The organism is Pseudarthrobacter sp. SSS035 (assembly GCF_023273875.1).
GTDB lineage: Bacteria > Actinomycetota > Actinomycetes > Actinomycetales > Micrococcaceae > Arthrobacter.
This window is the reverse complement of the sequence record NZ_CP096882.1, coordinates 1,949,335-1,974,493: the sequence shown is the minus strand read 5'-3', so window position 1 is coordinate 1,974,493 and position 25,159 is coordinate 1,949,335. Positions and strand designations below refer to the sequence as shown.

Below are 25,159 nucleotides of genomic sequence, written 5' to 3'. Positions count from 1 at the left end.
GCTCACAGCCATCATTGCTGTATCGCACAAGTAGCTCCCACCATGTGGCTACTAGTCCGGGTCTTTCAACGGACTCCAGCCGCACCGCACCAGGCCTCCACACAGGCAGCTGCGGCTGCGACCCTCCAGATCCATCCGCGACAACGTCGTCACATCTAAGGAACTCCATGAGCCAGACACTTCCGTCCGCGGGGCCGGGCACCGTTGCCCCGGCCGGGACGCCAAAGAAGGCAGCCCTCGCCAGCTTCCTGGGCAGCGCCGTCGAATACTACGACTTCTTCATCTTCGGTTCCGCCGCCGCCCTGATCTTCCCCACGGTGTTCTTCCCGGACGCCGGGGCCAACGCGGCCGTTATGTCCTTCGCCACCTTCGGCTTTGCCTATGTGGCACGGCCGGTGGGCGCCGTCATCCTGGGCCACTTCGGTGACCGGGTTGGCCGACGGAAGGTCCTGATGTTCACGCTGCTGCTGATGGGCGCCTCAACGTTCCTGATCGGCTGCCTCCCGGACTTCAACACCGTGGGCTGGTGGGCTCCGGCCCTGCTGGTGCTGGCGCGGCTTTGCCAGGGCCTCTCCGCCGCAGGCGAGCAGGCCGGCGCCTCATCCATGACGCTTGAGCACGCACCGGACAACCGCCGCTCCTTCTTCACCTCGTGGACCCTCACCGGAACCCAGGGCGGCCAGATCCTCGCCGCCCTCGTCTTCATCCCCGTCCTCGCCCTCCCGGACGAGATCAAGTTCGGCATCGGCTGGCGCATCCCGTTCTGGCTCAGCGCCGTCGTCGTCCTTGTTGCGTTCTTCATCCGGCGCACGCTGCACGAACCGCCCGCCTTCGAGGAAGCCCAGAAAACCGCCCAGATCTCCAAGCTGCCGGTCGCCGATCTCCTCAAGGACCACTGGCGCGACGTGCTCCGCGTAGTCTGCTGTGCCTTCATCGCCGCCGTCTCCACCGTGTTCGGCACCCTTGCCATCAGCTACGCCAAGACCGTCGCCGGCGTTGACGGCACCACCACACTCTGGCTGGTCGTCGGAGCCAACCTGGTCGCTTTGGGCACCCAGCCGCTCTTCGGCATGCTCGCAGACAAGATCGGACGCAAACCCGTCTTCATCTACGGTGCCGTGGCCAGCGCCATCCTGACCCCGGTGTTCCTGCTCAGCCTGGAATCCGGCAGCGTCCCGCTGATGTTCCTCGCGGCCATCGGCTTCTTCTCCTGTGGCTACGCGGCCTCCAACGCGGTCTGGCCGTCCTTCTACGCCGAAATGTTCAGCACCAAGGTCCGTTTCTCCGGCCTGGCGATCGGCACCCAGCTGGGCTTCCTGATGGCAGGGTTCGCCCCGGCCGTTGTGGCAGCGATGGGCGGCATCAAGCCCGGCGGCTGGGTCCAGATCAGCATCTTCACCGCCGTCATCTGCGGCATCTCGGCCATCTCCGCCCTGACGGCCAAGGAGACGTTCAACGTCCCCACCAAGCAGCTCGGCCTGAAGTAACGCACTAGCCCAATTTTGAGACCGGAAAGCCCGCCATCCCCCCAAATGGCGGGCTTTCCCCGTTGAAAAGTGGTCTATTCCGCCAGCAAAAAGTACGACGGCGGGTGGCCGGGGCTGCTAGGGCCGCCCGGTCTCCAGCACCGACGCCAGGTCAAAGTTCACCGGCTCCTCCAGCTGGGCGTAAGTGCAGGATTCGGGGTCCCGGTCCGGCCGCCAGCGGTTGAACTGGGCGGTGTGGCGGAAGCGCTCACCTTCCATGTGGTCGTACCTGACCTCGACCACCAGTTCGGGCCGGAGGGGCACAAAGGACAGGTCCTTGCCGGCGCTCCAGCGGCTGCCTTCCGCGTTGCGCGGGGTCCGTTCGCCGTCCGCCTGCTTGGCCCACGCCCACGGGTGCCCGTCGAAGTCCGTGACCAAAGTCTGGAGTTCCTCGAACAGCTCCTGCCGGCGCTTCATGGGGAAGGCCCCAATCACACCCACGCTGGCCAGGCCGCCGTCGTCCTTGTACAGGCCCAGCAGCAACGAGCCGATCGCGTCCGGTCCGCTCTTGTGCACGCGGTAGCCGGCCACCACACAATCGGCCGTACGTTCGTGTTTGATCTTGAACATCACGCGTTTGTCCGGCTGGTAGCTCCCCTCCAGCGGCTTGGCCACAATCCCGTCCAGGCCTGCACCTTCGAACTGCTGGAACCATTGCTCGGCGGTGGCCTTGTCCTGGGTTGCCGCCGTGAGGTGGACGGGAGCCTTGCTGCCTGCGAGTGCCTTTTCCAGCGCTGCCCGCCGCTCGGCGAAGGGCCGGCCGGTGTAGTCGTCGTCGCCCAGGGCCAGCAGGTCAAAGGCCACAAACATGGCGGGGGTCTGTTCGGCGAGGAGCTTGACGCGGCTGGCGGCGGGATGGATCCGCTGCTGCAGCGCATCGAAATCCAGCCGGTCACCGGATGCCCCCACCAGGACAATCTCGCCGTCCAGCACACAGCGGGGCGGCAGGTTTTCCTTCAGGGCTTCCACGAGCTCAGGAAAATACCTGGTCATGGGCTTTTCGTTGCGGCTGCCGATCTCCAGCTCATCGCCGTCGCGGAAAATGATGGACCGGAACCCGTCCCATTTGGGCTCATAGCTGAGGGCCCCGTCGGGCATTCCGCTGACGGCCTTGGCGAGCATGGGCGGGACGGGAGGCATCACGGGAAGTTGCATAGTGCCCATTCTTGCCCGGGAGGCCCGCCGGCGGTAGGCCTGAGCTGGCACGATGCCCAACTGAAGGCCGCAGCGGGGTTTGACGTGTGGGATTCGCCGAAGCCTGTGGTCCCGGCGGAAACGTACCGATCGCGGAGAACTAACCCGCCCCTAACGTTGAGGAAACCAGGGCGCAACATTGCCCCGCCACACTGGAAGTGCCGGCAAGCGCAGGCACCAGCTCCAGCCAGGAGGCCCCCATGTTGAAGGAAGCCAAAGCCCATGTAACAAGAGTCCGCGCCCTGGACCAGCTCCACCGCGGCGATGAAATCGAGGCCCGCCTCTCCGTAGGCCCCAGCTACGACGACGTGGTCATCCGCCGTGGCCGGGTCCAGGAGACAGCACCGGGAATCGGCGTTGTCTGGATCATGGACCATCACACCGGCTCGCGGAAAGCGATCAATACGGACGAATGCACCGTCTGGCGGATTGCTTGACCGCGTGTTGGGCCGCTGGCGCAGCACCACTTGCGAAATTTTGCACCCTTGAATCTTGTACTCCGGAGTCTTGCACGACGACGACGGCGGGCGCAGTCAGTCAGGACTGCCCGCCGGACCGCCCGAGAGATACTTCGGCCCTAACCTCCGGCCACCGACTGGATAACCAGTACCTCCTGGCCGGGCGACACCTCGGTTTCCAGGCCCTGGAGCCGGCGCACCTCGTCACCGGCAACGTAAATATTCACGTACCGGCGAAGCGCCCCGGTTTCGTCCCGCAGCCGCCTGGCCAGCACCGGGTAATCCCCGGTCACCGAATCCAGCAGGCTTCCCACCGTCACCGTCCCGTCGGCGGGCGCAGTCAGGATGGACTGGCCGCCGGCCAGCGGCTGGAGGATGCTGGGTAGTACCACGCTGATGTCAGGCACCGCGGGCCGCTGCCGTTTCCGGAACCGGCAATCCAGCCGTAGAGACTACGGCGGCGCGGACACACAGGACGTCGGGGAGATGGCTGACAACCTCAGCAAATGTCTCCCCTTCATCCGCGCTGGCGTACACCGTGCCGCCGCGTGTTCCGAAGTAGACGCCGGCCGGCTCGGATGAATCCACGCCCGCGGCGTCGCGGAGGACGCTGTTGTACTCCCCCTTGGGCAGGCCCGTATCCAGGCGCTTCCAGCTGGCCCCGGCATCGTCCGTTCGGTGCACGGCAAGCTTCCCGTCGGGCGGGATCCGCTCGCCGTCGGCCTTGAGCGGCACAACCCAGGCGGTTCCTTCCCGGCGAGGGTGCGTCAGCATCACAAAACCGAAATCGGCCGGAAGTCCCTCGGCGATGGAGTTCCAGTTTTCGCCGTTGTCATCCGTGCGGTAGACGCCGTGATGGTTCTGCGCGTACAGCCGTCCTTCCACGGCGGCATCCGCCGCGATCTTGTGGACGCACTGGCCGAACTCAGGATTGGGGTCCGGCATGAAGTAGGCCGAAATACCCTTGTTGCGGGGCTCCCAGGACTCACCGCCGTCGAGCGAGCGGTACACACCGCCGGTGCTCATGGCGACGTGGACGTTGTCCCCGGCCGGATTCACCACGATGGAGTGGGCGGCGGCGCCGCCGTAGCCCGCACCCCAGTCGCTGCGGTGAGGGTGGTCCCATAGCCCGCGGTTGAGTTCGAAATGCTCGCCGCCATCGGTGGATTTCCAGACCGAAATCGGTTCGGCACCGGCCCAGACCACCCCTGGCCGCGACTCTGCGTCCGGGTAGATCTGCCAGATGCGCTCCACGGCCGCGCCGGTGTCTTCGGGGAACGTGATGGCGCCCTGTTCAGGTTCGGTCCAGGTGGCGCCGAGGTCATCGGAATGGGCCACAGTAGGGCCCCAGTGCTCGGACCTGACGCCCACCATGATCCGGGTACGGCCGTCCCGTGTGTCGATCCCGATGCTGGGGATTTCGCTCATCAGGAAATGCGGGCCGGAGAAGGACCATTGCTTCCGGTCCTGGCTGGTGGCCAGCCAGAGGCCTTTTTTGGTCCCGATCGCTAAGACAAAGTTCTCTGCGGTTGCCATGCACCCATGCAACCACCCCCGGCCGGAGGGCCGCAACGCTTTTCTTCGCTATGTGGACTGGTCCGAGGGGACTGCTCCGGGTGAACTGGTCCGGCGTTGCCGTGCAGGCGGCGCCAGGGGCGTCCGGTCAGTCGACGAATTCGGACTGCGTCTCGATGAAATCCCAGTCGGCTTCGGTGAGGACAGCCACCGGGGTACCCGGATGCGGCCCGCCGGCTTCGGCGATGCCCTGTAGCACCGGCAGCGGCAGTTCCGCCGCACGGAGGTTTTCCCTCAGCCATTCCTTGGTTTGCAGGTCCAGATCCAGCCACCACATGTAGATTTCCATGCCGGTCACGCACCTTTCGTATGCTCCAACGTTAGGCTCCGCCCTGTCCGCGTTCAAGGGGGCAACACTTCAGTAGTGGGCTCCCGTTTCCGCGTAGGGGCAGGTATCGCCGCAGGTCAAAGGCGGAAAAAGACGAGTACCCGCTACTCGCGACCGCACCCGCCCGCCGCCCCTAGCCTGAAGCCACAAGCAAAGCTGATCATGCTGCTGGGGGCATTCAGAACCGCCGCCTCTCCCTCGCCGCCATGGTCCTTTCGGAACAGTCTGGGGAGACGAAAACCATGAAACGAACATTCGCAACTTTGGGAGTAGTGGGGCTGGCAATGCTCAGCGTCACGGCCCCGGCCAGCGCGGCAGACAACTTCACTCTTTGCCACAACGGACACACCATCAGCATCGACCTCAACGGGGTGAACGGCCTGGCGGGACATGGCGGGCACGACGATGACATCATCCCGCCGAACCCTCTTCTGCCTGCCGGATTGAACTGGTGGCCCGTGGGTGGTGACCCTACCCAGGCTTGCGTTGTACCGCCCCCGGTCGACCCACCTGTTGATCCCCCGGTCGACCCACCTGTTGATCCCCCGGTCGACCCACCTGTTGATCCGCCGGTTGACCCGCCGGTCGACCCGCCCGTTGACCCCCCGGTCGACCCGCCCGTTGACCCCCCGGTCGACCCGCCTGTCGATCCCCCCGTGGACCCGCCGGTCGATCCGCCCGTGGACCCGACCACCGAGGTCGCCCTGGCCGCCGGCGCGGTCACACCGGCGACGCAGACGCCCGCACCGAAGGCAGCCGCAGCCAAGGCGCCCGCCGCAGCAGCAGCCGCTGTCAGCCAGGGCACCAACCAGGGCTTCAACGCACAAACCGCCATCGGCGGATCAGATGAAAATACTACCTGGCTGGCCGGGCTGGGCGTCCTGCTAGGTGCGGGCACTGTGGTTGCAGTGCGCCGCAAGTCCCGGACGGAATCGCCGACGGCGGGCTGACGCCCGCCAGAGCCTCCGGGGACTGTTACCGAGGGCGTCCCGCCAAAACCCGGCGGGACGCCCTCGGCGCAGTTTCCAAGCGGGCGCACCCTTCACCTGCTGAACGCAAGGCGTCTGAAAGCAAAGGAACATCATGTCCAAGCACTCCGGCACTCGCGTCGTCCGCCGTGGCGTCCTGCGTGTCCTGGAAGTCCTGCGCGTCCGCGGATGGAACCGTGGAGATCTGGCAATCCTGCTGTGCGGAGTCCTGGGTTTCCTGTCCCTCACCTTCGGTGCACCCCTGCTCAAACACGGGGAAGTCGCCGTCCCCACAGCGGAACTGTCGGCACCATTCCGGGCCACGCCGTCGCCCGCTCCCTGGCCGCTGTCCGGCACGGGCGAAGCTCCGGGGGCAGCTCCAACGACGGCAACAGCCCCGGCCGCAGACGCCACCACCCCCGGCCCGGCCTTGCCGGAAGCCTCCGCACCCGTGCGTATCCTCTATCCCGCTGCGGCAATCGACACGGCAGTCCATCCCCTTGAACCGGACACCTCGGCCGTCGCCACCCGTACTGTGGAGCCGCCCACCACCATGGACGGGTATTGGCTGACACCGTTCGGGACTCCCGGCAACGGGTCGGGCAACACCACGTACATCATCGGACACAGCTGGGAGGGCCGGGACGCCCCGTTCAACCACCTCAGCTCCGCTGCCGTCATCGGCGACACCTTCGACGTCGTCACCGCGACCGGCACCATCCCTTACAGGGTGGACAGCGTCACCACGTACCTCAAGGACACCCTCAAGGACAGCCCCATCTGGGACATGGTGCCCAGCCGTGTGGTCCTGATCAGCTGCTACACGGAAGACCCGTGGGGCAAGAACGTGGTTGTCTCGGCGTCCCCCGCTGCCGCCTGATACGTCCACGCGGCGTCGGCCCTGTTCAAGTGGCTCCGCGCAGGCACAGAATGGTCCTATGAGTCCCGAACGATTCAGTGGTCCGCCTCCGTTGCTGGTGGGCGTGTTGCCCCATCAGCACCCGGAAGTGCTGAAGACCGCCACCTCCCTGGCGGCCAAACTGGCCGTGCCGTTGCTGTGTGCCTATGTTGACGAGGCCAGCTACCTGGTGGAATGGGATCCCACCAGATCCGCACACCGGCTGTCGCTGCACCCGGACAAGGACGACGACGACATCCGCTCGGTCACCACGGAACTCAGGGGGGTGATCGCGGAAGCCGTGGCCGACGCCGCGGCGCCGGCCACCCCTGTGGACTGGACGCTGCGGACCCTGGCGGGGGATCCGGCCCGCGCCCTCGCCCGGCTCGCCGCGGAAAGCAACTCCCCCATGATCATTGTGGGAACGTCGGAGCGCGGCCTGACCCACCGGATCTCCGAGATGCTCAACGGATCAGTGGGACTCTGGCTGACGCACCATCAAAGCCGGCCGGTGCTGGTGGTTCCCTACCGGCGGCCGGCGCATCAGGACGATGCCTGAGCCGTTACCTGAGCCGGCTGCCTCGCCCCACTCGGGCGGTTTTCGGGTGACCGAAATAATAAAGCGAAAGTAGTTATTCGAGGTGGTAGCGGACGGCTGTACTGGCAAGTAAGCTAATTCAAGCAGAAGGATCCGGCCGGAGTGGCCGGGTGAATCTGCCCAAATGCTGCTCCGGAGTGCGTATCCCCCAATAACGCACTCCGGAGCTTTTTTGTGCCCGCCCAGAGCCGCACCCACCCAACCTCGTGGCGCGCCCATCTCCGCATTGGATACCCCCAGGGGGTACTTGCCATATACCCCTGCGGGGTATATGTTTGGCTGCATGGAACCTTCGCAGGAAACTTTGACCACACACGCCGGCGCTGACCCGGCGCCTCCGCATGGCTACACCGCCAACAAGGAGGCATACCTGCGCAGGCTCAAGCGCATCGAGGGCCAGGTCCGCGGGATCGCCCGGATGGTGGATGAGGACAAATACTGCATCGACATCCTGACCCAGGTCGCCGCGGCCACCAAGGCCCTGCACGCCGTGAGCCTGGGACTTGTGGAAGAGCACATCGGCCACTGCGTGGTGGGCGCCGCCGGGGAACCCGATCCGGCCCTGCGCACTGAGGCCATAGACGCCAAAGTCCGGGAAGCCACAGCGGCCATCGGCCGCCTCCTGCGCTGACCAACCACCGCTAACCACCTGCCACCCATTCACGGCCGGCCACCGCCGGACCCTTAAAGGAGCCAGCCATGAGCACCACCTCCACCACCGTCAACGTGTCCGGCATGACCTGCGGCCATTGCGTTTCGTCCGTCAGCGAGGAACTTGAATCGCTCGCCGGGGTTGAAACGGTCGACGTCGAACTCAACGCCGGCGGCATTTCCACCGTCACCATCACCTCAAGCCAGGAACTGTCGCCGTCCGAGATCGGCGAGGCAGTAGCCGAAGCCGGCTATCTGGTTGTTGCCAACGACGCGTAACGCTGTCCGATCGGGGGATCCCACATGAGTACAGACCATCTCCAGCACCAGCCCCAAAGCCGGGTGGTTGAACTGGACATTGAGGGCATGACCTGCGCCTCCTGCGTGAACCGCGTGGAAAAGAAGCTGGGCAAGCTCGACGGCGTCGAAGCCTCCGTCAACCTGCCGCTGGAATCCGCCCACGTCACGGTCCCGGCCGGCATCACGGACCAGCAAATAGTAGACACAGTCAACGCCACCGGCTACAAAGCAACGGTCCGCCCCACGCGCTACCCGAGCCAAAGCACCGGCGACGATCACAACCAGAGTCAGCGCGGCGGTCCGGAAGCCGGGCACAGCGCCGACTCCGGAGACTTGCGGCAGCATGCGTCTAAGCGAGGAACGAGCGAGCATGCCGAGCAAGTCGCCGGTGGCGGCGCGCAAGGTGACCACGCGACCCACGAAGGCGGCGCGCAACATGACCACATACAACACGGCGGAACCTCGGCCCAGCTACGCCCGCGCCTGATCGTGGCCGCGATATTGACCGTCCCGGTCCTCGCGATTTCGATGGTCCCGGCCCTGCAGTTTCCCAACTGGGGCTGGGTGGCAGGGGCTTTGGCACTTCCGGTGGTGAGCTGGGCGGCCTGGCCCTTCCACCGCGCGGCGGCCATCAATGCGCGCCATCTGGCGTCCACCATGGACACCCTGGTGTCGATCGGCGTCGCAGCCGCCTACCTGTTCAGCGTGTGGCAGCTCGCTGTGGACCCCGCCATGACTGAACATCCGGCCATGGCCGGGATGGAGTCCGCGGGCCTCTACTTCGAAGTGGCCGCCGTGGTCACCACTTTCCTGCTCCTGGGCCGGTTCCTCGAGGCCAACGCCAAGCAGAAAGCCGGCGACGCCCTCAAAGCATTGCTGAACCTCGGCGCCAAGGACGCCACCATTCTGCACCACGGATCCGAACATAAAGTCCCCGCTGATCAGCTCCGCGTGGGAGACGTCGTGGTGGTCCGCCCCGGCGAAAAAATCGCCACGGACGGTGAGGTGATCGACGGCGTTTCAGCCGTGGACGCGTCCCTGCTGACCGGCGAATCCGTTCCGGTGGAGGTGGAGCCCGGGAGCAAAGTCACCGGCGCCACCATCAACACTTCCGGCCGGCTGCTGGTCCGGGCCACCCGCGTGGGCGCCGAAACCACGCTGGCCCAGATGGCCCGGCTGGTCTCGCAGGCGCAGACCGGCAAAGCCCCCATCGCCCGCCTCGCCGACCGGATCAGCGCGGTGTTTGTCCCGATTGTGCTGGCCATCGCTGTCGTCACGTTTGGGCTGTGGCTCGCGTTCAGCGGCCCGGTGATTGAACCTGCCGAACTCAGGGCCGCCTTTACCGCCGCGGTCACCGTCCTGGTCATCGCGTGCCCGTGCGCCCTGGGCCTCGCCACTCCGGTGGGACTGCTCACCGGAACCGGCCGGGGCGCCCAGCTGGGCATCCTGATCAAGGGCCCGCAGGTCCTCGAAGACACCCGCACAGTGGACACCATCCTGCTCGACAAGACCGGCACCGTCACCACCGGAAAGCTTGCCGTGGGCAATACTCTCGCATTTGAGGGTTTCCCAGGCACCGACGTGCTGCGGTTCGCCGGCGCCGTGGAGGCGGCATCGGAGCACCCGATCGCCCACGCCATCGCGGCCGCGGCGGTTGAGGCGCAAACCGGGAACGACGACGGCGGGCGGCTTCCCGCCGTCGAACACTTCCGTTCGGCACCCGGCGGCGGAGTGGTGGGAACCGTTGAAGGACGCGTGATCCTGGCGGGCCGGACCGGCTGGCTCACGGAGAACGGCGTCCGCCCTTCCGGCACGCAGCTGGAGGCGCTGGCCGCCGCGGAAGCCACCGGGGCCACGGCCATCTGGGTGACGGTGGACGGCACCCCTGCCGGCATCATCAGCCTCCGTGACACCATCAAGCCGGGATCCGCGGAAGCTGTGGCAAAGCTGAAGAGGCTCGGGCTGCGCCCCATCCTGCTGACAGGGGACAACGCCGCGGTGGCCGCGCAGGTCGCTGCCGCCGTCGGCATTTCCCCTGACGATGTTTATGCAGGTGTCCTGCCTGCCGGCAAGGTGGACGCCGTCCGTCGGCTCCAGGCGGGAGGGGCCATTGTGGCCATGGCCGGCGACGGCGTGAATGACGCCGCCGCGCTGGCGCAGGCTGACCTGGGCATCGCCATGGGATCCGGTACGGATGTGGCCATCGAGGCGGCGGACCTCACCGTCATGGGAAACGATCTGGGACAGGTGGCACAGGCCATCGAATTGTCCCGGCGGACGCTGGCCACCATCAAGACCAACCTGTTCTGGGCATTCTTCTATAACGCCGTCGGCATTCCCGTGGCCGCCCTGGGCCTCTTGAACCCGATGATTGCCGGTGCCGCGATGGCGGCGAGTTCCGTCCTGGTGGTGGCAAACTCGCTCCGGCTGCGCAGCTTCGGCAAGTAGGCAGCGCCCACCGCAACCAGGTCGCGCTAACGCTCAAAACGACTGTTGGCGCTACTTACTTTGAGGGGACGCGCGGCTCAGGCGGTGCCGAAGCGCACGGCCGCGCGGGCCCTGGCTTTGGCGGCCTCTTCGTCCCGGTGTTTGGCGGGAGCGTGGGTGACCAGCGAATCCAGCAGGTGTTGGGTGATGTGGGCGATCTCGTGCACCGCCGCTTCGAAGGCGTCCTCGTTGGCCTTGGACGGCTTGGTGCTGCCGCTGACCTTGCGCACATACTGCAGCGCGGCGGCATGCACTTCCTCAGAGGTGGCATGGGGTTCGAAATTGTGGAGGGTTCGGATGTTCCGGCACATATGCCCATGCTAGGCTCTGGAACGCCTCGGATCGACCCCCAGCCCACCGGTGATCGAGCTTGTCGAGATTCAACCACCGGGCGCTGTGGCCCATGGGGAGCGGTGCATGGGCAGCGGTGCCCATCGACAGTGATTTGGGGCCGGGATAGGTTCTAGGTAATGGATCTTCCGGATGAGCCGGGGGCCGCTGGGGATGCCGATCTGGATCGGATCCAAGACTAACGAGGAGAAAACTGATGGCTATGTGGGGCGCAGATGTAGAACAGCTCAGGACTCTTGGCAGCAAGCTGCAGGCCGGTGCCGGCGAGATCGAGCAGCAGAGGTCCAACCTGACCCGCGTGCTGGACAGCACCAACTGGAAGGGCCCGGACGCCGACCACTTCCGCGGCGAATGGTCCGGCACGCACACGGCGGCGCTGAACCAGGTCATCCAGGCGCTGAAGGACGCGGGCCAGAAGGCCACCAAGAACGCCAGCGAGCAGGACCAGGCTTCACGCTAACCGCAGAAGCCCTATTGCGAGGGCCCGGACACTGCACAGTGTCCGGGCCCCGTGGCATTTAACGGCCGGGACACAAACGAAAACGGAGGCACAACGGCGGGGCGGCGGCGGTGCCCCGAGCTCTGGCACCTGCCCTTTAGGGCAAGTCCTTCAGGGCAAGGCAGCCGGCACTCAGGGCACAGGTTCGACGTCGTTCGCGTGGTCCAACGGGGCTGGCGCACCGACAGTTGCAGCGGCCGTGCCGAAGCGCAGCTCGTCCAGCCGGACCAGAACCACCCCGCCGACAATGAGAGCGCCGCCCAGGAGTTGGATGGCACCGGGCAGCTCACCCAGAAGCAGCCAGGCCCAGGTCACGGCGAACAGCACCTCGGTCAGCGAGACGAAGGATGCAACCTTGGAGCCAAGGGCGCGGGCAGCGACAATGCCGGAAACGTACGCCAGGACTGTTGCCAGGATGACCAGGCCACCGAGGGAAACCCACCAGGGTGTGATCCAGGGCCCGAGCCTGGTATCCGCGGTGCTGAAGGCCATGGGAAGCAGTCCCGTGGCCGCCGCAAGCCACATAACGGCCGCCCCCACCAGCAGCCCGGCGGACGCCAGGACGATGGGCGGCAGGGAATCATTCTCCTTGGCCGTGATGAAGAAGTAGATGGCAAGGCATACGGCAGCGGCCACCCCCCACAGGACCCCGATGATGTCGATCTTGACCGTTCCGGTGAGGTCCAGCACGAGGACCAGGCCGCCGAGCGACAGCATGGTTCCGCCGAACGTCAACGCACGTGGCCGCTTCTTGCTGGTTCCCCAAAGCCAAAGCACGATGAGGACGGGAGCCAGGTATTCAAGCAACAGCGCTACGCCCACGGAAAGGCGGGCTACCGCGTTGAAGTAGAACAGCTGGCACGCGGCCACGCCGATCAGGCCGAATAGACCGATGGTGACCCAGTTGTCGCGCAGCTGGTACCACCGTCCGCGCAAAGCCAGAACGGCAGGAACAGCGAGAATCAGCGCGGCACCGGTCAGGCGGGCCGTTACGGCAGCGCCCGGGGACCATCCGGTTTCCAGGAGCGCTTTGGCGAAGGAGCCGGAGAGCCCGAAGACGGCAGAAGAGAACAACGCGATTCCAAGGCCGGAGCCAAGGAATCCGCCCGCGGCTGCGGGGTTAGGGGCGGCAGTCACCGACGCCTCCTGTCAGGAGTAAAGTGGGGTAATGGTCCTGACATTACGCCCGATCTCAGTAAGGAGTCAAGATGGTCTTTGCCCCTGACACCGAAATAGCCCTGCGCGCCGTCGTCAATCTGATCAACACCGCCGCCAACGGACGCGAATCGCTTGCCACAGTGGCGGACCTGGATCATTTCCTTCAGTCCGAGGGGTTCAGTGGAGCCCGCGCGGGCGATGCGGCGGAGCTGTCGAGTGTCCACGAACTGCGCGGGCGGCTCGCCGCCCTCTGGACTGCAGACGAAGACTCTGCTGTGGCGGGCGTCAACCGCCTGTTGCGCGAGGCCAACGCGCTCCCCCAGCTGATGAAGCACGATGAGTGGGACTGGCATCTGCACGCCACTGCCAGGGACGCGCCGCTGGCAGAGCGCATGGGCACCGAAGCCGCCATGGCCCTGGCGGACGTGATCCGGAGCAAGGAGATGGACCGCATGCTCGTGTGCGAGGCCGAGGACTGCGACGCCGTGGTCCTGGACCTCAGCCGCAACCGGTCAAAACGGTATTGCGATACCGGGAACTGCGCCAACCGCGCGCACGTGGCAGCGTACCGCGCGCGGCAGGCTACCGTTCGCTAGGAGTGGCTGGAGCCGGTACCGTCAGCGTCCGGGGTCTCAGGGGCGCCGCCGGCCTGGCTGGGGCCGTGTCCCCCGAATCCGTGCGACGGTTTCCGGGCTGAACTCAGGTTGACGCCGGATCCCTTGCCCAGGTGTTCGGAGTTCTCCTTGTGGCTCATGGCCAGCATGGCCGCGATCACCAGCGTGACGATGAACGCGATGCCGGCGCCCGTGAAGGCGAGGTCGAACCGCGGGGTCTTCGAGCTGCCGCCGGAGGCGAAGATCAGCACCGTAACGAAGGCGAGGACGGCCCAGAACGCAGAGAACATCAGCGGCCCCTTCACCGAGGTCCGCAGCTTGCGCGGTTTTCCTGGTTTCTGGTCTGCCAAGGTAGTTCCTCTCCTACAGCCATGCCGAAGGGCGTGCTGGTTCGAATGTGTGTGGGGTTGTTCCGGGCGCGTTTTCTACGCCGGGTAGAACCTTTCGCTTCTAGTTTACGGCTTCGCGGAGGCGGGCCGGGAATCGTGCCTTAGAGTCAACCCCGACAGGACCCAGAGCACACCGGAGATGATGGCTCCGCCGCCGGCGACGCCCAGCAGGGCATGGGCTCCGAGGCTGATGAAGAAGGGCAGGATCGCCGCGGTACCGAGCCCGATGATGCCCGAGGCCAGCCAGTCGCGGGCCAGCACGTGCCGGCCGCGATACTTGAGGCCGCAGTACAGCTCCACGGCTCCGGCCAGGCCAAGTCCCACTGCCGCGACGACGCCGAAGACGCGGTCCCCGTGAAGCAACGCCAAGGCAACACCGGCGCCTGCCAGGGCGGCCCCGGCAGCGGAGAGGATTTTGCCGGGCATGCCGTCCCGCGCGTAGCCGGTCTTCGGGATGGCCCAGAGCAGCAGCAGGCCCGTGACCAGCAGATACAGCCCGCCCGCCCAGCCCATGACCTGGACCGATGGTCCGGCCCAGAAAATGGTCACGGCGCCGAACACCAGTGCGGCCACGGCCCGGAGCAGCACCGGCTTCCACAGGTCTGCCTGCTGGGCGGTGCCGGCGGGAGCATCTGTGGGTGTCAGTGGTTGGTTCACCGGTCCAGTTTAGTGGCCGCCGGCCCTATGGCGAACCCAGCACCATCCAGCGGTCCGACCGGGCGCGCAGGCCCAGCGTCAGCGCCCGGGCGGCCATATACCCCAGCGCAAACGCGGCCCACAACCACACGAGGCCTGCAGCGGCGGACATGCCGGAGGCAGCAACGGCCACGAGCATGGGGACGTAGACAGCGAGGTTGACCACGCCCGCCACCGCCAGGTACTTGGCGTCTCCGGCGCCGATCAGCACGCCGTCCAGGACAAAAACATAACCGGCAAGAGGCTGACCGGCGGCGAGGATCCACAGGGCGTAGGTCAGCACGGACTGGACGCCGGCGTCGGAAGTGAACAGAGCCCCTGCCCAGGGCGCCGCGACGGCCAGCAGGGCTCCCGTGACCACGCCGAATCCGATGCCCCAGCGGATCATGGTCCGGGTCAGGTGCCGCGCCCTGACGGCGTTGGAGGCGCCCAGTTCCTTGCCGATCAGGGCCTGGGCGGCGATGGCAAGGGCATCGAGGGCAAAGGCGAGGAACGAGAAGATGGTCATGGCCAGCTGGTGTGCCGCCAGGTTGACGGCACCTTGCCCCGTGACCACAAATACCGTGGCCAGGATGGCGATGCGCAGGCTCAGCGTGCGGAGCATAAGCCACGAACCGACCCGGGTCATTGCGCGGATGCCGCTCCAGTCGGGCCACAGGCTGATGCCGTGCCGGGCGGCATTGCGCTGGACCATCACCAGATAGACGGCCGCCATGGCCCATTGCGCCACACTGGTGCCCGCCGCCGAGCCCGCAACGGACCAGTCCAGCCCGTAGACCAGCCACAGGTTGAGGGCAATATTCAAGGCAAAGCCTGCCGTGGCCACGAGCAGCGGCGTCCTGGTGTCCTGCAATCCGCGCAGGACGCCGGTGCCCGCGAAGATGAGCAGCATGGCCACCAGGCCGGGCATGGACCAGCGGAGATAGTCCACAGCGAACGAACGGACTTCACCTTCCGCCCCCATAGCGGCCACCAGCGGTTCAGCGGCCCAGAAGCCGGCCACGGCCAGGACCACGCCGAGCAGAAGTGCCAGCCAGACGCCGTCGCGCCCTGCGGCGAGTGCCTTGCCCAGCTGGCCGTGTCCCATCGCGCGGGCCACCGCCGGGGTGGTGGAGTAGGCGAGGAAAACCATCAGGCCGACAGCGGTGTGCAGCACAGCGGAGGCGAGCCCCACCCCGGCCAGCTGGGCCACGCCGAGATGGCCCACAATGGCCGAATCCGCGAGCAGGAACAGCGGTTCGGCGATCAGTGCGCCGAACGCCGGCACGGCGAGCCGCAGGATTTCCCGCGCATGGCTGGCAGGACGCTGGACGGCAGCGGGGGCGGACTGGTTGGGCACGGTTTCAGCCTAACGGCCGGCGCCGCCCACCTGGCTGCTCCGCTTCCGTGACGCCGGAAGTCATGACAAAGGACACAATGCCTGACCATTAGTTGACACTTCAACTAATTGTCAGAGAGACTCGACTTATGAATCAGTCACGCCTCACCACCGCTGCCATCACCGTCCTGCGCGTCGCCCTCGGCTTCCTCTTCGCCGCCCACGGCTGGCAGAAGTTCAACGAATGGACCATCGCCGGCACCCAGGCCGCGTTCACCCAGATGGGCGTTCCGGCAGCCAACGTGTCAGCGCCCTTCGTCGCAGGCCTCGAACTGGCTGGCGGCATTGCCCTCATCCTGGGCGTCCTCACCCGCGTGGTGGCCGCACTGCTGGCCGTCAACATGATCGGCGCCTTCTTCCTGGTGCATGCCCCGGCAGGAGTTTTCGCTGACAAGGGCGGGTACGAACTGGTGCTGCTCCTGGGCGCTGCCGCCCTCGCACTTGCGCTCACCGGAGCCGGCCGCGTGTCCGTGGACCGCGCCGTGTTCGGCCGCATGAACAACAAGCTGGCAGTCCTCGCCTAAGCGGACTCCTCTTCAACGAGCAACGCCCGACGGCGGACAGGCACCCAGGTGCCGGTCCGCCGTCGGGCCTTAACGTCTTTGCCGTGGCAGAAACGTCAGCCGGTCACCCCAGTCAGTTCGTTGGGCACGTGGTCCAGGTCCGCGCTTTTGATGATTTTCCCGAATTTGAGATCCACGGCGTGGATCCTGGAAGCCGCGGGCTCGGTGATGAAGGCGGTTGAGCCCTGGACAAACAGGGTCGGGCGGGGATCCTGCCAGGCATCCGGCTCCGTCCAGGCGCCAACCACGGGAATGGCAGCGGTCTCCTCGCCCGTCGTCGGATCAATCACGTGAAGCGCCCCGTCCGTGCCCAGCACCAGAGCCTCCCCGCCCGGACCGCGGCCCAGGGAACGGAAGGAATAGCTGGCGCCCAGGTCCACCAGCTGCAAGGTCCCGGTGTCGGTGTTGACCAGCGAGATCCGGGTAGGCCGCTCCAGGTCGGCGTCCCTGTCCACCTTGTAATCGCCGAGGATCACCGGAGATTCGTGGCTTCCGGCCTGGTTGCCCATGCGGCCGTACGGGTCAGGGCTTGCAACCTTGGTGAAGGCGCCGTTGCGGTAGACCAGCATGCCGTCCTCACAGCCCACCACCACGGTTTCATGGCCCGCCACTGCCTCACCATGCACGCCGGGGCACTCCTCGTTGCGGAGCAGTTCACCGCGTCCCTGCCCGCCGCCATTTCCCGGCGCACTCAGCAGCGCCAGGCCAGTGCGGCCCTCCTCGTTCCCGAGGGTGACCAGCAGCTTCCCATCCTCCAACGCGATGGCGACGCCGTGGTGGGCTTCGGGTGCGGTGTAGGTGCTGGTCTCGGGCAGGCCGGCCTTGAGTGCATCAGTCAGCGCGGCCGGGTCAAAGACCTCCACCTTCCCTGAACCGTCATTGAACAGCACTGTCTTCCCGGCGTGGTTGACCACGTGGCCGGCCTTGCTGGCGCCGAAGGCCCGGTCCGTCAGCCGAGGCGCGGCGGCATAGGAGTGCCCATGGTCGCCGTGCGCCTCGGTCCACACACCGGCATCGAAGACGCGGAAGGAATCTCCGGTGGCCACCAGGACGTGGCGGCCGTCGCCCGCCGGGCTGAGGCGGTTGAAGCCTTCCAGCGGCACTTCCTCCACGGGCTTCAGCGTCTTCGCGTCAAGAACCGTGATGCCAGCGTCGTGGGTCAGGACCAGCCGAGGGGTGGGTGCCTGGCCTTCCTTCGCCTGCCCTGCTGTGGCAGAAGCGGAGGTGCCGGCCGAGTCAGGGCCTGCGGCCTGCGACGGTCCGGAGCCCGCGCCCGGAGCAGCCCCGCACGCAGTGAGGAGCAGTGCCGAAACCGCGAGAACTGCCGGGAGAGCCTGCGGATAAATGCGCATATGGCCGGGATGTAAGTGGGTTTTTATCATATCGCTAACGATAGTCATTATCAATAGTGATGCAAATTGGATGACCTCGGCCGCGTCATGGCGGGACGCTCAAGGCATCGCATTTTCACCCAAAACACCACCTGACATCAAAAACTCCCAGAAACCACCAGGAAACCCTTGACCTAAACAAACGTTGTACTGATAAACGCTGTGAGCGATAGTCCACAGACAGAACTGCCCTGCCCGCCCCCAAAGGGCGGGCGGGGCAGTTCCCGTTGCGGGTATGTGTCGGCCCCGACCCTCCGGTAACACCGCGCCTCAGTAAGATCGCAGCATGACTGAGACCGCGGCCAATTCCGTAACCCTCCGCTTCCTGGCTGCCCCCACGGATGTGGGCCACAGCGGCTCGGTGGATGCGGGGACCGTCCTCGAATGGGTGGACAAGGCTGCGTACGCTGCTGCCGTGGGCTGGGCGAAGTCCTACTGCGTCACCGCCTACGTGGGCAACATCCACTTCGCGGACCCCGTGAACAGCGGCGACATGGTGGAGGTGGAGGCCACCATCGTCTACACGGGACGCTCCTCCATGCACATCCGGACCGTCGTCTCGTCAAGCGACCCCAAGGGCGGGCCTGCCACGATGCGCAGCCAGTGCATGGTGATCTTTGTGGCGGTCGGCGACAACGGCAAGCCGATCCCCGTCAAACAGTTCGAACCGGTCACGGCCGCGGAGATCGAACAGCGGGACCATGCCCTGGCGCGGATCAAGGTCCGTGAACGGATCGTCGAAGCCATGAACGCCCAGGTATATACGGACGCCGGGACCGCCGAACGCGTCACGCTGCGGTTCATGGCCGCCCCCACGGACGTGAACTGGGGCGGGAAAGTGCACGGCGGCATCGTGATGAAGTGGATCGACGAAGCCGCCTACGTCTGCGCGTCCCGCTACTGCGGCATGGACACCGTGGCGGTATTCTCCGGTGGCGTGCGCTTCTACCGGCCCCTGCTGATCGGCCATGTGGTGGAGGTCGAGGCCAGGCTGGTCTACACCGGGACCAAAGGCATGCACATCGCCGTACATGTGCGCTCCGGAGATCCGAGGGGCAAGGAACTGAACCTCACCACGTATTGCCTCACAGTGATGGTGGCACGAGACGCCGACGGCAACTCGGTGCCCGTCCCCGGCTGGGTGCCGGTATCGGCGGAAGATACGCGGCTGCATGCACACGCCCGCGAACTGCTCGAAATCCGTGGGACCGCCCCGGGGAACCCCCTGCCCAACCACCTGCTGGGGCAGGGCTAAGACAAAGGGATCCACCTGCTGGGGCAGGGCTCAGCCAGCCGGTCGAGAACGACCCTAGAAGCCGCTGCCTCCGGCGTCGGCCGCCATGTTGGCGAACCGCGAGTAGTGACCCTGGAATGCCACCACAATGTCCTTGGTGGGGCCGTTACGGTGCTTGGCGATCAGGATGTCCGCCTCGCCCGCGCGCGGGGATTCCTTGTCATAGACGTCCTCACGGTGCAGCAGGATGACCATGTCCGCATCCTGCTCGATGGAGCCGGATTCGCGGAGGTCAGAGACCATGGGCCGCTTGTCCTGGCGCTGCTCGGAGCCACGGTTGAGCTGCGACAGGGCGATGACCGGAACCTGGAGTTCCTTGGCCAGCAGCTTCAGCGCACGGGAGAACTCGGAGACTTCCTGCTGGCGTGACTCCACTTTCTTGCCGGAGCTCATGAGCTGCAGGTAATCCAGGATCACGAGCTTCAGGTCATGCTGCTGCTTGAGGCGGCGGCACTTGGCCCTGATTTCCATCAGCGACATGTTCGGGCTGTCATCGATGAAGAGCGGGGCATCATTCATCCGGCCCATGGTGGTGGCGATCTTGGACCATTGCTCGTCCTTGATGGTGCCCTTGCGAAGGTCCTGCAGGCCGATGGTTGCCTCGGCGGACAACAGGCGCATGGCGATTTCGTTCCGGCCCATTTCGAGAGAGAACATGACCGTGGCGAGGTTGTTCTTGATGGCCGCAGAGCGGGCGAAGTCCAGGGCAAACGTGGACTTACCCACTGCCGGACGGGCGGCAATAACGATCATCTGCCCCGGGTGCAGTCCATGGGTGAGTTCATCGAGTTCGTAGAACCCCGTTGGCACACCGGTCATGCCTTCCCCGCGGTGTCCGGACGCTTCGATCTCGTCCACAGTGGCTTCCATGACGTCCTTGAGGACCACGTAGTCCTCTGCTGTGCGCCGCTCCGCCACGGCGTAAACCTCGGCCTGTGCCTGGTTGACCAGGTCCTCCACCTCACCGTCGGAACCGTATCCCAGCTGGACGATTTTGGTGCCTGCGTTGACGAGCCGGCGCAGAATGGCGCGCTCCGCCACGATTTCGGCGTAGTAGCCGGCATTGGCGGCCGTGGGGACAGTCTGGATGAGCTCGTGCAGGTAGGCGGGTCCGCCGATCCGGTTGATCTCTGCGCGCTTGGTCAGTTCGTCCGAGACGGTAACCGCATCCGCGGGCTCGCCGCGGCCGTAGAGGTCGATGATCGCCTCGTAGATGGTCTCGTGCGCAGGCCGGTAGAAGTCCTGGCCGCGGAGGATTTCCACAACGTCCGCGATGGCGTCCTTGGACAGCATCATGCCGCCGAGGACGGACTGCTCGGCGGGAATGTCCTGTGGTGGCTTACGGCTGCCTTCTGATCCGCGGGTACCCTCGATCGAGTCCAGGTGCGTTACTGACAAAGCTGCCGTCCTCCATAGTGTGCCGCGACTTGATGCGGCGAGTAAGTCATTTACCTGCCGGGGTGCCCTCCTGCGGGACCTCCACGGGACGGCATACGTTCAGGTCTATCAGCGGCCTCCGACAATGAAGCCCGGCGGGCCAGATTGAAGCCTCCGCAACGTTGAGTCTGCGCAACGCGTGTGGGAGTTATCCCCATGTTCCGCAAGTTATCCACAGAAAGCGCCGCAGCGGCCGGACCGAAGTCCTCCACTGCTGCGACAGCACATGTCCGCGACGGCGTCATAGCGCCCCAAAAGCAGGTATCCCGCAACGGTAGCCGCCACCGCCCCAGCGTCCAAGCCCACCAACCCGGAGGGCTGTGGATAACCTGTGCACTAAGGGGCATAGCTTGTGCACAGCCTGTGGGTGAACCTGTGGAAACAAAAAAACTTTTGCCGTATATAGGCCTCTGACCTGCGAAAACGTTCGTCGAGGATGTGGACTAAATTCTTTTTTTCCTAACCTTCATCCACAGCTTGCGGCGCGGCGCTGTTGAAAGATCCGGCTTTCCGGGCGCCTCCACCGGCGATTCATACCCGTTTAGTGATGCATCGCACACCTGCCGGCATCTTTTGACGCCGCAACGAATCGGCTGTATGCAACGGCAGGAATGTGCTGTGGATAACGGGCATCTGGCATAAGCTCTGACTATGGGCGATGTACTGATGGTGTTTCTGCCGGCCGGCGTGTTGGCGGCAATAATCTGGGCATTTACGACGGCCCTCAGACCCCGTAATTCCGGGACCTCCGACGCCGAGAAGTACCAGCAGGACCTGGCGAGGCGCTCTGCGGAGCACTATGCCGAGCAGGTACGCGTGGCAACAGCCGTGCGTGCCCGCCTGGAAGCCAACACCCGGCCCAGCCAGAACGAACAGCAGCAATCGCAGCAGGAAGACCATGCCCGGGCAGCACGGCGCGGGCAGTCAGGAGCGGGTGCCGGCCAGTATGGCTATGCGGCGCTCCCCGGCGGGATTCTGGACCCTCAGCTGGCCATGCAGTTGCAGACAATGGCGCACGACGGGCACAAGATCCAGGCCATCAAACTCCTCCGCCAGGCAACCCAAACGGACCTGGCGACAGCCAAAAAGTATGTAGATCGGCTTTAGAAATGGAATCGCTCGTGATCCCCGTTATCATCCTCGCGGTCGTGGCCGCCGGTGTCGCACTGGCTGCCCGGGCCCTCAGCAGGCGGCAGGCGGCCGTCAAGCAGTCCGGCACGGCCCCTGCGCTGGATCCGATTGAGGCGGCCCGCCGGGCCGCCGCCAAGCTCTCCGAGGACCAGCACCGCAGGTTGTACGCGCTGATTGCCCAGGGACAGGCGATGGCGGCCATCAAGCTGTACTACGAGGCCACAGGAGAAGGACTGCGGGCATCCCGGGACGCGGTGGGGGCGTTGGCCGCCCACCCGCAGGCCTACCGCAGCCCTGCCGCTGAAGCGGCGGAGGCAGAGCCCGACGACGACGACACGCCCCAGCGGTTCCCCTACCGCTACCGCGCCATTGCCAGCAAGGGCGATGTGACGCGTGAGGTCAGCAGCAATATGCTCAACGACGAGATCTACGGCCGCATCCGCACGCTGGCGCGCAGTGGCGACACCGAAGGCGCCGCCACTGCCCTGACCAAGCACTCGGACATCTCCATGAAGCAGGCACGCGAGTTCATCGCGCTCCTGGACGACTAGGGCTCCTGGGCGACTACGCTCCTGGACCCCAGGGCTCTCAGCCGCGGCACAGTGCGCCGTCCGGCTGTCAGAAGTCGAAGATGTCTCCCAGCCAGCCTTCCTTCTTTTTGGGCCGCCGGCGGTCGTGGTCGCGGTCATACCCCGGCTTGTCGTACTTCCGGTCGTCGTAGCGCGGCTGGTCGTAACGGGGCTGCTCGTACCGCGGCTGCTCGCGGCGGGGTTCAAAGTTCGGATACAGCGGGGGCGGAACCGGAGCAGCGACAGAGGCCGCGGCCGCCGGGCGCGCCGGCGTAGGAGCGCGGCCGTTCATAGCGTCGTTGGCGCGGTCGATGATCTTGTCCAGCTCACCGCGGTCCAGCCAGACGCCGCGGCACTGCGGGCAGTAGTCGATCTCGACACCGCTGCGTTCGCTCATGATCAGGTCAATTGAATCCACAGGACATTTCATGTTCCGGTCAACGACCGGGGAGACCGGATAGTTCAGCACCCGGGATCCCGGGGCTGACGGGAGAGCTTTGCCGACGGGCGCGGACTTTGCGGACCCGGCGCGCCTTAGCGTCCGCCGGAAATGCCTGCCAGGAGCTGCGCGAACGGCAGGGACTCCAGTGCCGCCGGCTTGCGGCCGGGCTGATCCTCCGCGAGGAGGGCGGCAAACTCAGCCGCCGCACGGTCGATCCGCGACGAGAGGGGCGAGCCGCCGTCGTCCGTGTTTCCCCAGTCCTGGGGGCCGGCGAAAACAGCCGTAGCGGCCATCCTGGTGCGCAGGTAGCTGAACAGCGGGCGCATCGCGTACTCGAGGACCATCTGGTGGCGGTCCGTGCCGCCCGTGGCACCCAGGAGGACAGCCTTCCCGTCCAGGGACTTGGGATCCAGGACGTCAATGAAGGACTTGAACAGGCCGCTGTAGGAGGCGCTGAACACCGGGCTAACAGCAATGATGCCGTCGGTTGCCTCCACGCCGGCAATGACATCCGCCAGGCGAGGGGCCGCATAGCCGGTGACAAAGTTGTTGGCGATGTCCACCGCGAGATCCCGGAGCTCAACGACCTCAACCTTCACCTCGAAACCCGCATCGGCGAGGCGGTGCTCTGCTGCAGCGGCCAGCTGGTCGGCGAGCAGCCTGCTCGAGGACGGCACGCCCAGGCCGGCGGACAGTACGGTGATGCGGCGGGTTTCCACTTGGACTCCTGAGGTTCGGTACAGCCAATGCTACATGCATTTGCATGTATCGAGATAACCGATGCCTGTCCGCGTTTATTCCAGCGGTGCCAGGTCACCGGCGGTTGCACTCCGGGCGGCATGACGCGAGCATCTCCGTTTTCCGGGATGCGCGGGACGGGCACCCCTGCTACCTAAAGCGCCTACGGGATAAGTCCCCGATGCACCTAACAGATCACTCGGCGTCGCCCCTCCACACCTAGCTCTGGCGGGAGCACGAAATTCCCTATGTAGGACGCGATACAAAAAGCGAGTACTCAGTACTGGTGTTTACCTGGCCGGGCTGGTCATATGCTCAATTTACGGGCAGGGTCACTCGGCCGGGGGTTTCGAATTCCTCTAGAGGCACTGGCTGGATTAGTCGCCGGGGCCGAGACACCATCCGACCGAGACCACCCAGACAGGAGACGACCATGCGCACCTTGCAGAGCAAGGCACTGCACTTCGACATCCACGGCCGCATCACGATCCGCGTCGACGCACAGGCGCCGTCAGCGACCCAGCTCCAGAGCATGTTGGCGTGTTTCGCCACCGACACCGAACGGCCGGCCGACATCGTCGTCGACGCCGGGCCGGAGCCTATGCCGGATGCGGGTCTGCTCGAGCACGAGCTCGCGTACACGGGGAACAGCGTGCGCTTCCAAGCCGATCGGGTCCAGATCGTGAGAGACGCAGAGCAGTGGCGCATCCACGGGCCGGGCGAGCTGTTGACCTCCGTGGTCCCTGTTCTCGATGTCGCCATGGTCGGTCGAGGAGCCGGCATGATCCACGCGGCAACGATGGCGTACCGGGGTCACGCGATTGCTCTTCCCGCCGCCGGAGGGACCGGTAAGACGAGCACCGCCGCCAAGCTGATGCGGCGCGAGGGGTGGTCGTTCATGGGTGACGACTGGGCCTTCCTCGCCGAGGACGCCACGCTGCTCGGCTACGCGAAGCCGATGTTCATCAAGCCGCACCACCGGGACATCTACCCGCACCTGTTCGAAGGTGTCCGGAAGCCCCTCGTCCCGTCACGGCTCTCGGGGAGCGTCGGCCGTCTCACTACGGTGGTGCATCCGTACGTCATCCGTTATCCGCGCCTCGCGGACTTCTCCCGGCGATGGTCACCGGAGCACCGCATGGTCGAAGCGGGGACCGCGTTCCCGGGACGAGAAGTGACGACCTCGGCTCCGCTCGCGGCCGCCATCTACATCGAGCGCTTCGAGGGCGACCGGTCTCGGATCGTCGAGCGGACGACCGAGTGGATGGTCGACCGCATGATCGGCAATTTCCACATCGAGATGGCGGGCTTCTCGCAGCGGGTAGTGACTGGCCTGGCGGCCACGTCTGTCCTCCCGTGGCGCGAGCACTTCGCGGCGAAGGGGGTTGTGCTGAGCAAGGCACTCGACGGACGTCCGTGCCACCTGCTGCAGGTGCCCGCCGCGTACACGGCGGACGAAGCGTCGGACGACATCGTCCGGTATCTCGAGGAGCTGCTACCGTCGGTCCTTGACCAGGAGGCCTGAG

28 protein-coding genes are annotated in these 25,159 nt (G+C 65.8%); 15 read left to right on the top strand and 13 right to left on the bottom strand.

Features of this window, described 5'->3' with window-relative positions:
* The first annotated feature begins 167 nt into the window (after window positions 1-167).
* Window positions 168-1,487, top strand: a complete 1,320-nt coding sequence (locus tag MUN23_RS09065; protein ID WP_248763484.1) for an MFS transporter — start codon at window positions 168-170, stop codon at window positions 1,485-1,487.
* Between the two features lie 117 nt (window positions 1,488-1,604).
* Here the strand turns inward: MUN23_RS09065 and MUN23_RS09060 are convergent, their stop codons facing one another.
* Complete coding sequence (locus MUN23_RS09060; protein ID WP_248763483.1) at window positions 1,605-2,681, bottom strand: ATP-dependent DNA ligase; 1,077 nt, start codon at window positions 2,679-2,681, stop codon at window positions 1,605-1,607.
* A gap of 239 nt (window positions 2,682-2,920) precedes the next feature.
* Here MUN23_RS09060 and MUN23_RS09055 point away from each other — a divergent pair, with 239 nt between their 5' ends.
* Window positions 2,921-3,157, top strand: coding sequence for a hypothetical protein (locus tag MUN23_RS09055; protein ID WP_248763482.1), 237 nt, complete (start codon window positions 2,921-2,923; stop codon window positions 3,155-3,157).
* 140 nt (window positions 3,158-3,297) lie between these two features.
* On the opposite strand, the gene MUN23_RS09050 is transcribed toward MUN23_RS09055, so the two are convergent.
* The 3 genes from MUN23_RS09050 to MUN23_RS09040 all read right to left on the bottom strand — a co-directional run bounded on the left by MUN23_RS09050 (window position 3,298) and on the right by MUN23_RS09040 (window position 5,042).
* Window positions 3,298-3,585 carry a MoaD/ThiS family protein gene (locus MUN23_RS09050; RefSeq protein WP_058930693.1) on the bottom strand — a complete coding sequence of 96 codons (288 nt, stop codon included), beginning with the start codon at window positions 3,583-3,585 and terminating at the stop codon, window positions 3,298-3,300.
* Window positions 3,578-4,714, bottom strand: coding sequence for a sialidase family protein (locus tag MUN23_RS09045; protein ID WP_248763481.1), 1,137 nt, complete (start codon window positions 4,712-4,714; stop codon window positions 3,578-3,580). Before MUN23_RS09045 ends, MUN23_RS09050 begins: the two co-directional genes overlap by 8 nt.
* A 127-nt stretch (window positions 4,715-4,841) precedes the next feature.
* Window positions 4,842-5,042, bottom strand: a complete 201-nt coding sequence (locus tag MUN23_RS09040) for a hypothetical protein (protein WP_058932884.1) — start codon at window positions 5,040-5,042, stop codon at window positions 4,842-4,844.
* A gap of 281 nt (window positions 5,043-5,323) precedes the next feature.
* On the opposite strand from MUN23_RS09040, the gene MUN23_RS09035 reads away from it, so the two are divergent.
* The 6 genes from MUN23_RS09035 (at window position 5,324) to MUN23_RS09010 (ending at window position 10,944) form a co-directional block, all read left to right on the top strand.
* Complete coding sequence (locus tag MUN23_RS09035) at window positions 5,324-6,031, top strand: hypothetical protein (protein WP_248763480.1); 708 nt, start codon at window positions 5,324-5,326, stop codon at window positions 6,029-6,031.
* A 133-nt stretch (window positions 6,032-6,164) separates the two neighbouring features.
* Window positions 6,165-6,929: a class F sortase gene (locus MUN23_RS09030; RefSeq protein WP_248763479.1), complete on the top strand. Its 765-nt coding sequence runs from the start codon at window positions 6,165-6,167 to the stop codon at window positions 6,927-6,929.
* Window positions 6,930-6,987: 58 nt separating this feature from the next.
* The gene (locus tag MUN23_RS09025) at window positions 6,988-7,506 is read left to right on the top strand and encodes a universal stress protein (RefSeq protein ID WP_248763478.1); all 519 of its coding nucleotides are present in this window, start codon (window positions 6,988-6,990) and stop codon (window positions 7,504-7,506) included.
* A gap of 322 nt (window positions 7,507-7,828) precedes the next feature.
* Window positions 7,829-8,176: a metal-sensitive transcriptional regulator gene (locus tag MUN23_RS09020; protein ID WP_248763477.1), complete on the top strand. Its 348-nt coding sequence runs from the start codon at window positions 7,829-7,831 to the stop codon at window positions 8,174-8,176.
* 68 nt (window positions 8,177-8,244) lie between these two features.
* Entirely contained in the window at window positions 8,245-8,475 is a 231-nt protein-coding gene (locus tag MUN23_RS09015) for a heavy-metal-associated domain-containing protein (RefSeq protein ID WP_058930688.1), read from the top strand.
* 24 nt (window positions 8,476-8,499) lie between these two features.
* The gene (locus MUN23_RS09010) at window positions 8,500-10,944 is read left to right on the top strand and encodes a cation-translocating P-type ATPase (RefSeq protein ID WP_248763476.1); all 2,445 of its coding nucleotides are present in this window, start codon (window positions 8,500-8,502) and stop codon (window positions 10,942-10,944) included.
* Between the two features lie 77 nt (window positions 10,945-11,021).
* Here MUN23_RS09010 and MUN23_RS09005 read toward each other — a convergent pair whose 3' ends face one another.
* The gene (locus MUN23_RS09005; RefSeq protein WP_104062916.1) at window positions 11,022-11,294 is read right to left on the bottom strand and encodes a DUF2277 domain-containing protein; all 273 of its coding nucleotides are present in this window, start codon (window positions 11,292-11,294) and stop codon (window positions 11,022-11,024) included.
* 236 nt (window positions 11,295-11,530) lie between these two features.
* Between MUN23_RS09005 and MUN23_RS09000 the strand changes: the two genes are divergently transcribed.
* Entirely contained in the window at window positions 11,531-11,794 is a 264-nt protein-coding gene (locus tag MUN23_RS09000; protein WP_104062917.1) for a WXG100 family type VII secretion target, read from the top strand.
* 171 nt (window positions 11,795-11,965) lie between these two features.
* On the opposite strand, the gene MUN23_RS08995 is transcribed toward MUN23_RS09000, so the two are convergent.
* A complete protein-coding gene (locus MUN23_RS08995; protein ID WP_248763475.1) occupies window positions 11,966-12,970 on the bottom strand; it encodes a DMT family transporter in 1,005 nt (334 codons plus the stop codon).
* Between the two features lie 71 nt (window positions 12,971-13,041).
* Here MUN23_RS08995 and MUN23_RS08990 point away from each other — a divergent pair, with 71 nt between their 5' ends.
* Window positions 13,042-13,587: a CGNR zinc finger domain-containing protein gene (locus MUN23_RS08990; RefSeq protein WP_248763474.1), complete on the top strand. Its 546-nt coding sequence runs from the start codon at window positions 13,042-13,044 to the stop codon at window positions 13,585-13,587.
* Here the strand turns inward: MUN23_RS08990 and MUN23_RS08985 are convergent.
* The 3 genes from MUN23_RS08985 to MUN23_RS08975 all read right to left on the bottom strand — a co-directional run bounded on the left by MUN23_RS08985 (window position 13,584) and on the right by MUN23_RS08975 (window position 16,029).
* Window positions 13,584-13,955 (bottom strand): hypothetical protein, encoded by a 372-nt coding sequence (locus tag MUN23_RS08985; RefSeq protein WP_058930682.1) that lies wholly within the window; start codon window positions 13,953-13,955, stop codon window positions 13,584-13,586. The two genes, MUN23_RS08990 and MUN23_RS08985, sit on opposite strands and share 4 nt — an antisense overlap.
* Window positions 13,956-14,060: 105 nt before the next feature.
* On the bottom strand, window positions 14,061-14,651 hold the full coding sequence (locus MUN23_RS08980) for a hypothetical protein (RefSeq protein ID WP_248763473.1): 591 nt from the start codon (window positions 14,649-14,651) through the stop codon (window positions 14,061-14,063).
* A 25-nt stretch (window positions 14,652-14,676) separates the two neighbouring features.
* Entirely contained in the window at window positions 14,677-16,029 is a 1,353-nt protein-coding gene (locus MUN23_RS08975; RefSeq protein ID WP_248763472.1) for an MATE family efflux transporter, read from the bottom strand.
* 128 nt (window positions 16,030-16,157) lie between these two features.
* On the opposite strand from MUN23_RS08975, the gene MUN23_RS08970 reads away from it, so the two are divergent.
* On the top strand, window positions 16,158-16,592 hold the full coding sequence (locus tag MUN23_RS08970; protein ID WP_248763471.1) for a DoxX family protein: 435 nt from the start codon (window positions 16,158-16,160) through the stop codon (window positions 16,590-16,592).
* Window positions 16,593-16,687: 95 nt separating this feature from the next.
* Here the strand turns inward: MUN23_RS08970 and aztD are convergent, their stop codons facing one another.
* A complete protein-coding gene (gene aztD, locus MUN23_RS08965) occupies window positions 16,688-17,983 on the bottom strand; it encodes a zinc metallochaperone AztD (protein WP_248763470.1) in 1,296 nt (431 codons plus the stop codon).
* Window positions 17,984-18,308: 325 nt separating this feature from the next.
* Here aztD and MUN23_RS08960 point away from each other — a divergent pair, with 325 nt between their 5' ends.
* Entirely contained in the window at window positions 18,309-19,277 is a 969-nt protein-coding gene (locus MUN23_RS08960) for an acyl-CoA thioesterase (protein ID WP_248763469.1), read from the top strand.
* Between the two features lie 54 nt (window positions 19,278-19,331).
* Here MUN23_RS08960 and dnaB read toward each other — a convergent pair whose 3' ends face one another.
* On the bottom strand, window positions 19,332-20,714 hold the full coding sequence (dnaB, locus tag MUN23_RS08955; protein ID WP_058930676.1) for a replicative DNA helicase: 1,383 nt from the start codon (window positions 20,712-20,714) through the stop codon (window positions 19,332-19,334).
* 690 nt (window positions 20,715-21,404) lie between these two features.
* Between dnaB and MUN23_RS08950 the strand changes: the two genes are divergently transcribed.
* Both MUN23_RS08950 and MUN23_RS08945 read left to right on the top strand, forming a co-directional pair.
* Window positions 21,405-21,860: a hypothetical protein gene (locus MUN23_RS08950; RefSeq protein WP_056341733.1), complete on the top strand. Its 456-nt coding sequence runs from the start codon at window positions 21,405-21,407 to the stop codon at window positions 21,858-21,860.
* 2 nt (window positions 21,861-21,862) lie between these two features.
* Window positions 21,863-22,435 (top strand): hypothetical protein, encoded by a 573-nt coding sequence (locus MUN23_RS08945; RefSeq protein WP_248763468.1) that lies wholly within the window; start codon window positions 21,863-21,865, stop codon window positions 22,433-22,435.
* 67 nt (window positions 22,436-22,502) lie between these two features.
* Here MUN23_RS08945 and MUN23_RS08940 read toward each other — a convergent pair whose 3' ends face one another.
* Together MUN23_RS08940 and MUN23_RS08935 are read right to left on the bottom strand one after the other, a co-directional pair.
* Complete coding sequence (locus MUN23_RS08940; RefSeq protein ID WP_248764036.1) at window positions 22,503-22,883, bottom strand: zf-TFIIB domain-containing protein; 381 nt, start codon at window positions 22,881-22,883, stop codon at window positions 22,503-22,505.
* Between the two features lie 104 nt (window positions 22,884-22,987).
* Window positions 22,988-23,614 (bottom strand): CE1759 family FMN reductase, encoded by a 627-nt coding sequence (locus MUN23_RS08935; protein WP_056341725.1) that lies wholly within the window; start codon window positions 23,612-23,614, stop codon window positions 22,988-22,990.
* Window positions 23,615-24,066: 452 nt separating this feature from the next.
* Here MUN23_RS08935 and MUN23_RS08930 point away from each other — a divergent pair, with 452 nt between their 5' ends.
* The gene (locus MUN23_RS08930) at window positions 24,067-25,158 is read left to right on the top strand and encodes a hypothetical protein (RefSeq protein ID WP_248763467.1); all 1,092 of its coding nucleotides are present in this window, start codon (window positions 24,067-24,069) and stop codon (window positions 25,156-25,158) included.
* Window position 25,159: the final 1 nt, after the last annotated feature.

Coding starts and splice junctions, on each gene's coding strand:
- MUN23_RS08945 (WP_248763468.1), top strand. CDS start 21,863: ATGGAATCGCTCGTGATCCCCGTTATCATCCTCGCGGTCGTGGCCGCC.
- MUN23_RS09000 (WP_104062917.1), top strand. CDS start 11,531: ATGGCTATGTGGGGCGCAGATGTAGAACAGCTCAGGACTCTTGGCAGC.
- MUN23_RS09010 (WP_248763476.1), top strand. CDS start 8,500: ATGAGTACAGACCATCTCCAGCACCAGCCCCAAAGCCGGGTGGTTGAA.
- MUN23_RS08950 (WP_056341733.1), top strand. CDS start 21,405: ATGGGCGATGTACTGATGGTGTTTCTGCCGGCCGGCGTGTTGGCGGCA.
- MUN23_RS09005 (WP_104062916.1), bottom strand. CDS start 11,294: ATGTGCCGGAACATCCGAACCCTCCACAATTTCGAACCCCATGCCACC.
- MUN23_RS08940 (WP_248764036.1), bottom strand. CDS start 22,883: ATGAAATGTCCTGTGGATTCAATTGACCTGATCATGAGCGAACGCAGC.
- MUN23_RS09030 (WP_248763479.1), top strand. CDS start 6,165: ATGTCCAAGCACTCCGGCACTCGCGTCGTCCGCCGTGGCGTCCTGCGT.
- MUN23_RS08930 (WP_248763467.1), top strand. CDS start 24,067: ATGCGCACCTTGCAGAGCAAGGCACTGCACTTCGACATCCACGGCCGC.
- MUN23_RS09055 (WP_248763482.1), top strand. CDS start 2,921: ATGTTGAAGGAAGCCAAAGCCCATGTAACAAGAGTCCGCGCCCTGGAC.
- aztD (WP_248763470.1), bottom strand. CDS start 17,983: ATGCGCATTTATCCGCAGGCTCTCCCGGCAGTTCTCGCGGTTTCGGCA.
- MUN23_RS09020 (WP_248763477.1), top strand. CDS start 7,829: ATGGAACCTTCGCAGGAAACTTTGACCACACACGCCGGCGCTGACCCG.
- MUN23_RS09015 (WP_058930688.1), top strand. CDS start 8,245: ATGAGCACCACCTCCACCACCGTCAACGTGTCCGGCATGACCTGCGGC.
- MUN23_RS09065 (WP_248763484.1), top strand. CDS start 168: ATGAGCCAGACACTTCCGTCCGCGGGGCCGGGCACCGTTGCCCCGGCC.
- MUN23_RS09060 (WP_248763483.1), bottom strand. CDS start 2,681: ATGCAACTTCCCGTGATGCCTCCCGTCCCGCCCATGCTCGCCAAGGCC.
- MUN23_RS08970 (WP_248763471.1), top strand. CDS start 16,158: ATGAATCAGTCACGCCTCACCACCGCTGCCATCACCGTCCTGCGCGTC.
- MUN23_RS08960 (WP_248763469.1), top strand. CDS start 18,309: ATGACTGAGACCGCGGCCAATTCCGTAACCCTCCGCTTCCTGGCTGCC.
- MUN23_RS09025 (WP_248763478.1), top strand. CDS start 6,988: ATGAGTCCCGAACGATTCAGTGGTCCGCCTCCGTTGCTGGTGGGCGTG.
- MUN23_RS09040 (WP_058932884.1), bottom strand. CDS start 5,042: ATGGAAATCTACATGTGGTGGCTGGATCTGGACCTGCAAACCAAGGAA.
- MUN23_RS09045 (WP_248763481.1), bottom strand. CDS start 4,714: ATGGCAACCGCAGAGAACTTTGTCTTAGCGATCGGGACCAAAAAAGGC.
- MUN23_RS08990 (WP_248763474.1), top strand. CDS start 13,042: ATGGTCTTTGCCCCTGACACCGAAATAGCCCTGCGCGCCGTCGTCAAT.
- MUN23_RS09035 (WP_248763480.1), top strand. CDS start 5,324: ATGAAACGAACATTCGCAACTTTGGGAGTAGTGGGGCTGGCAATGCTC.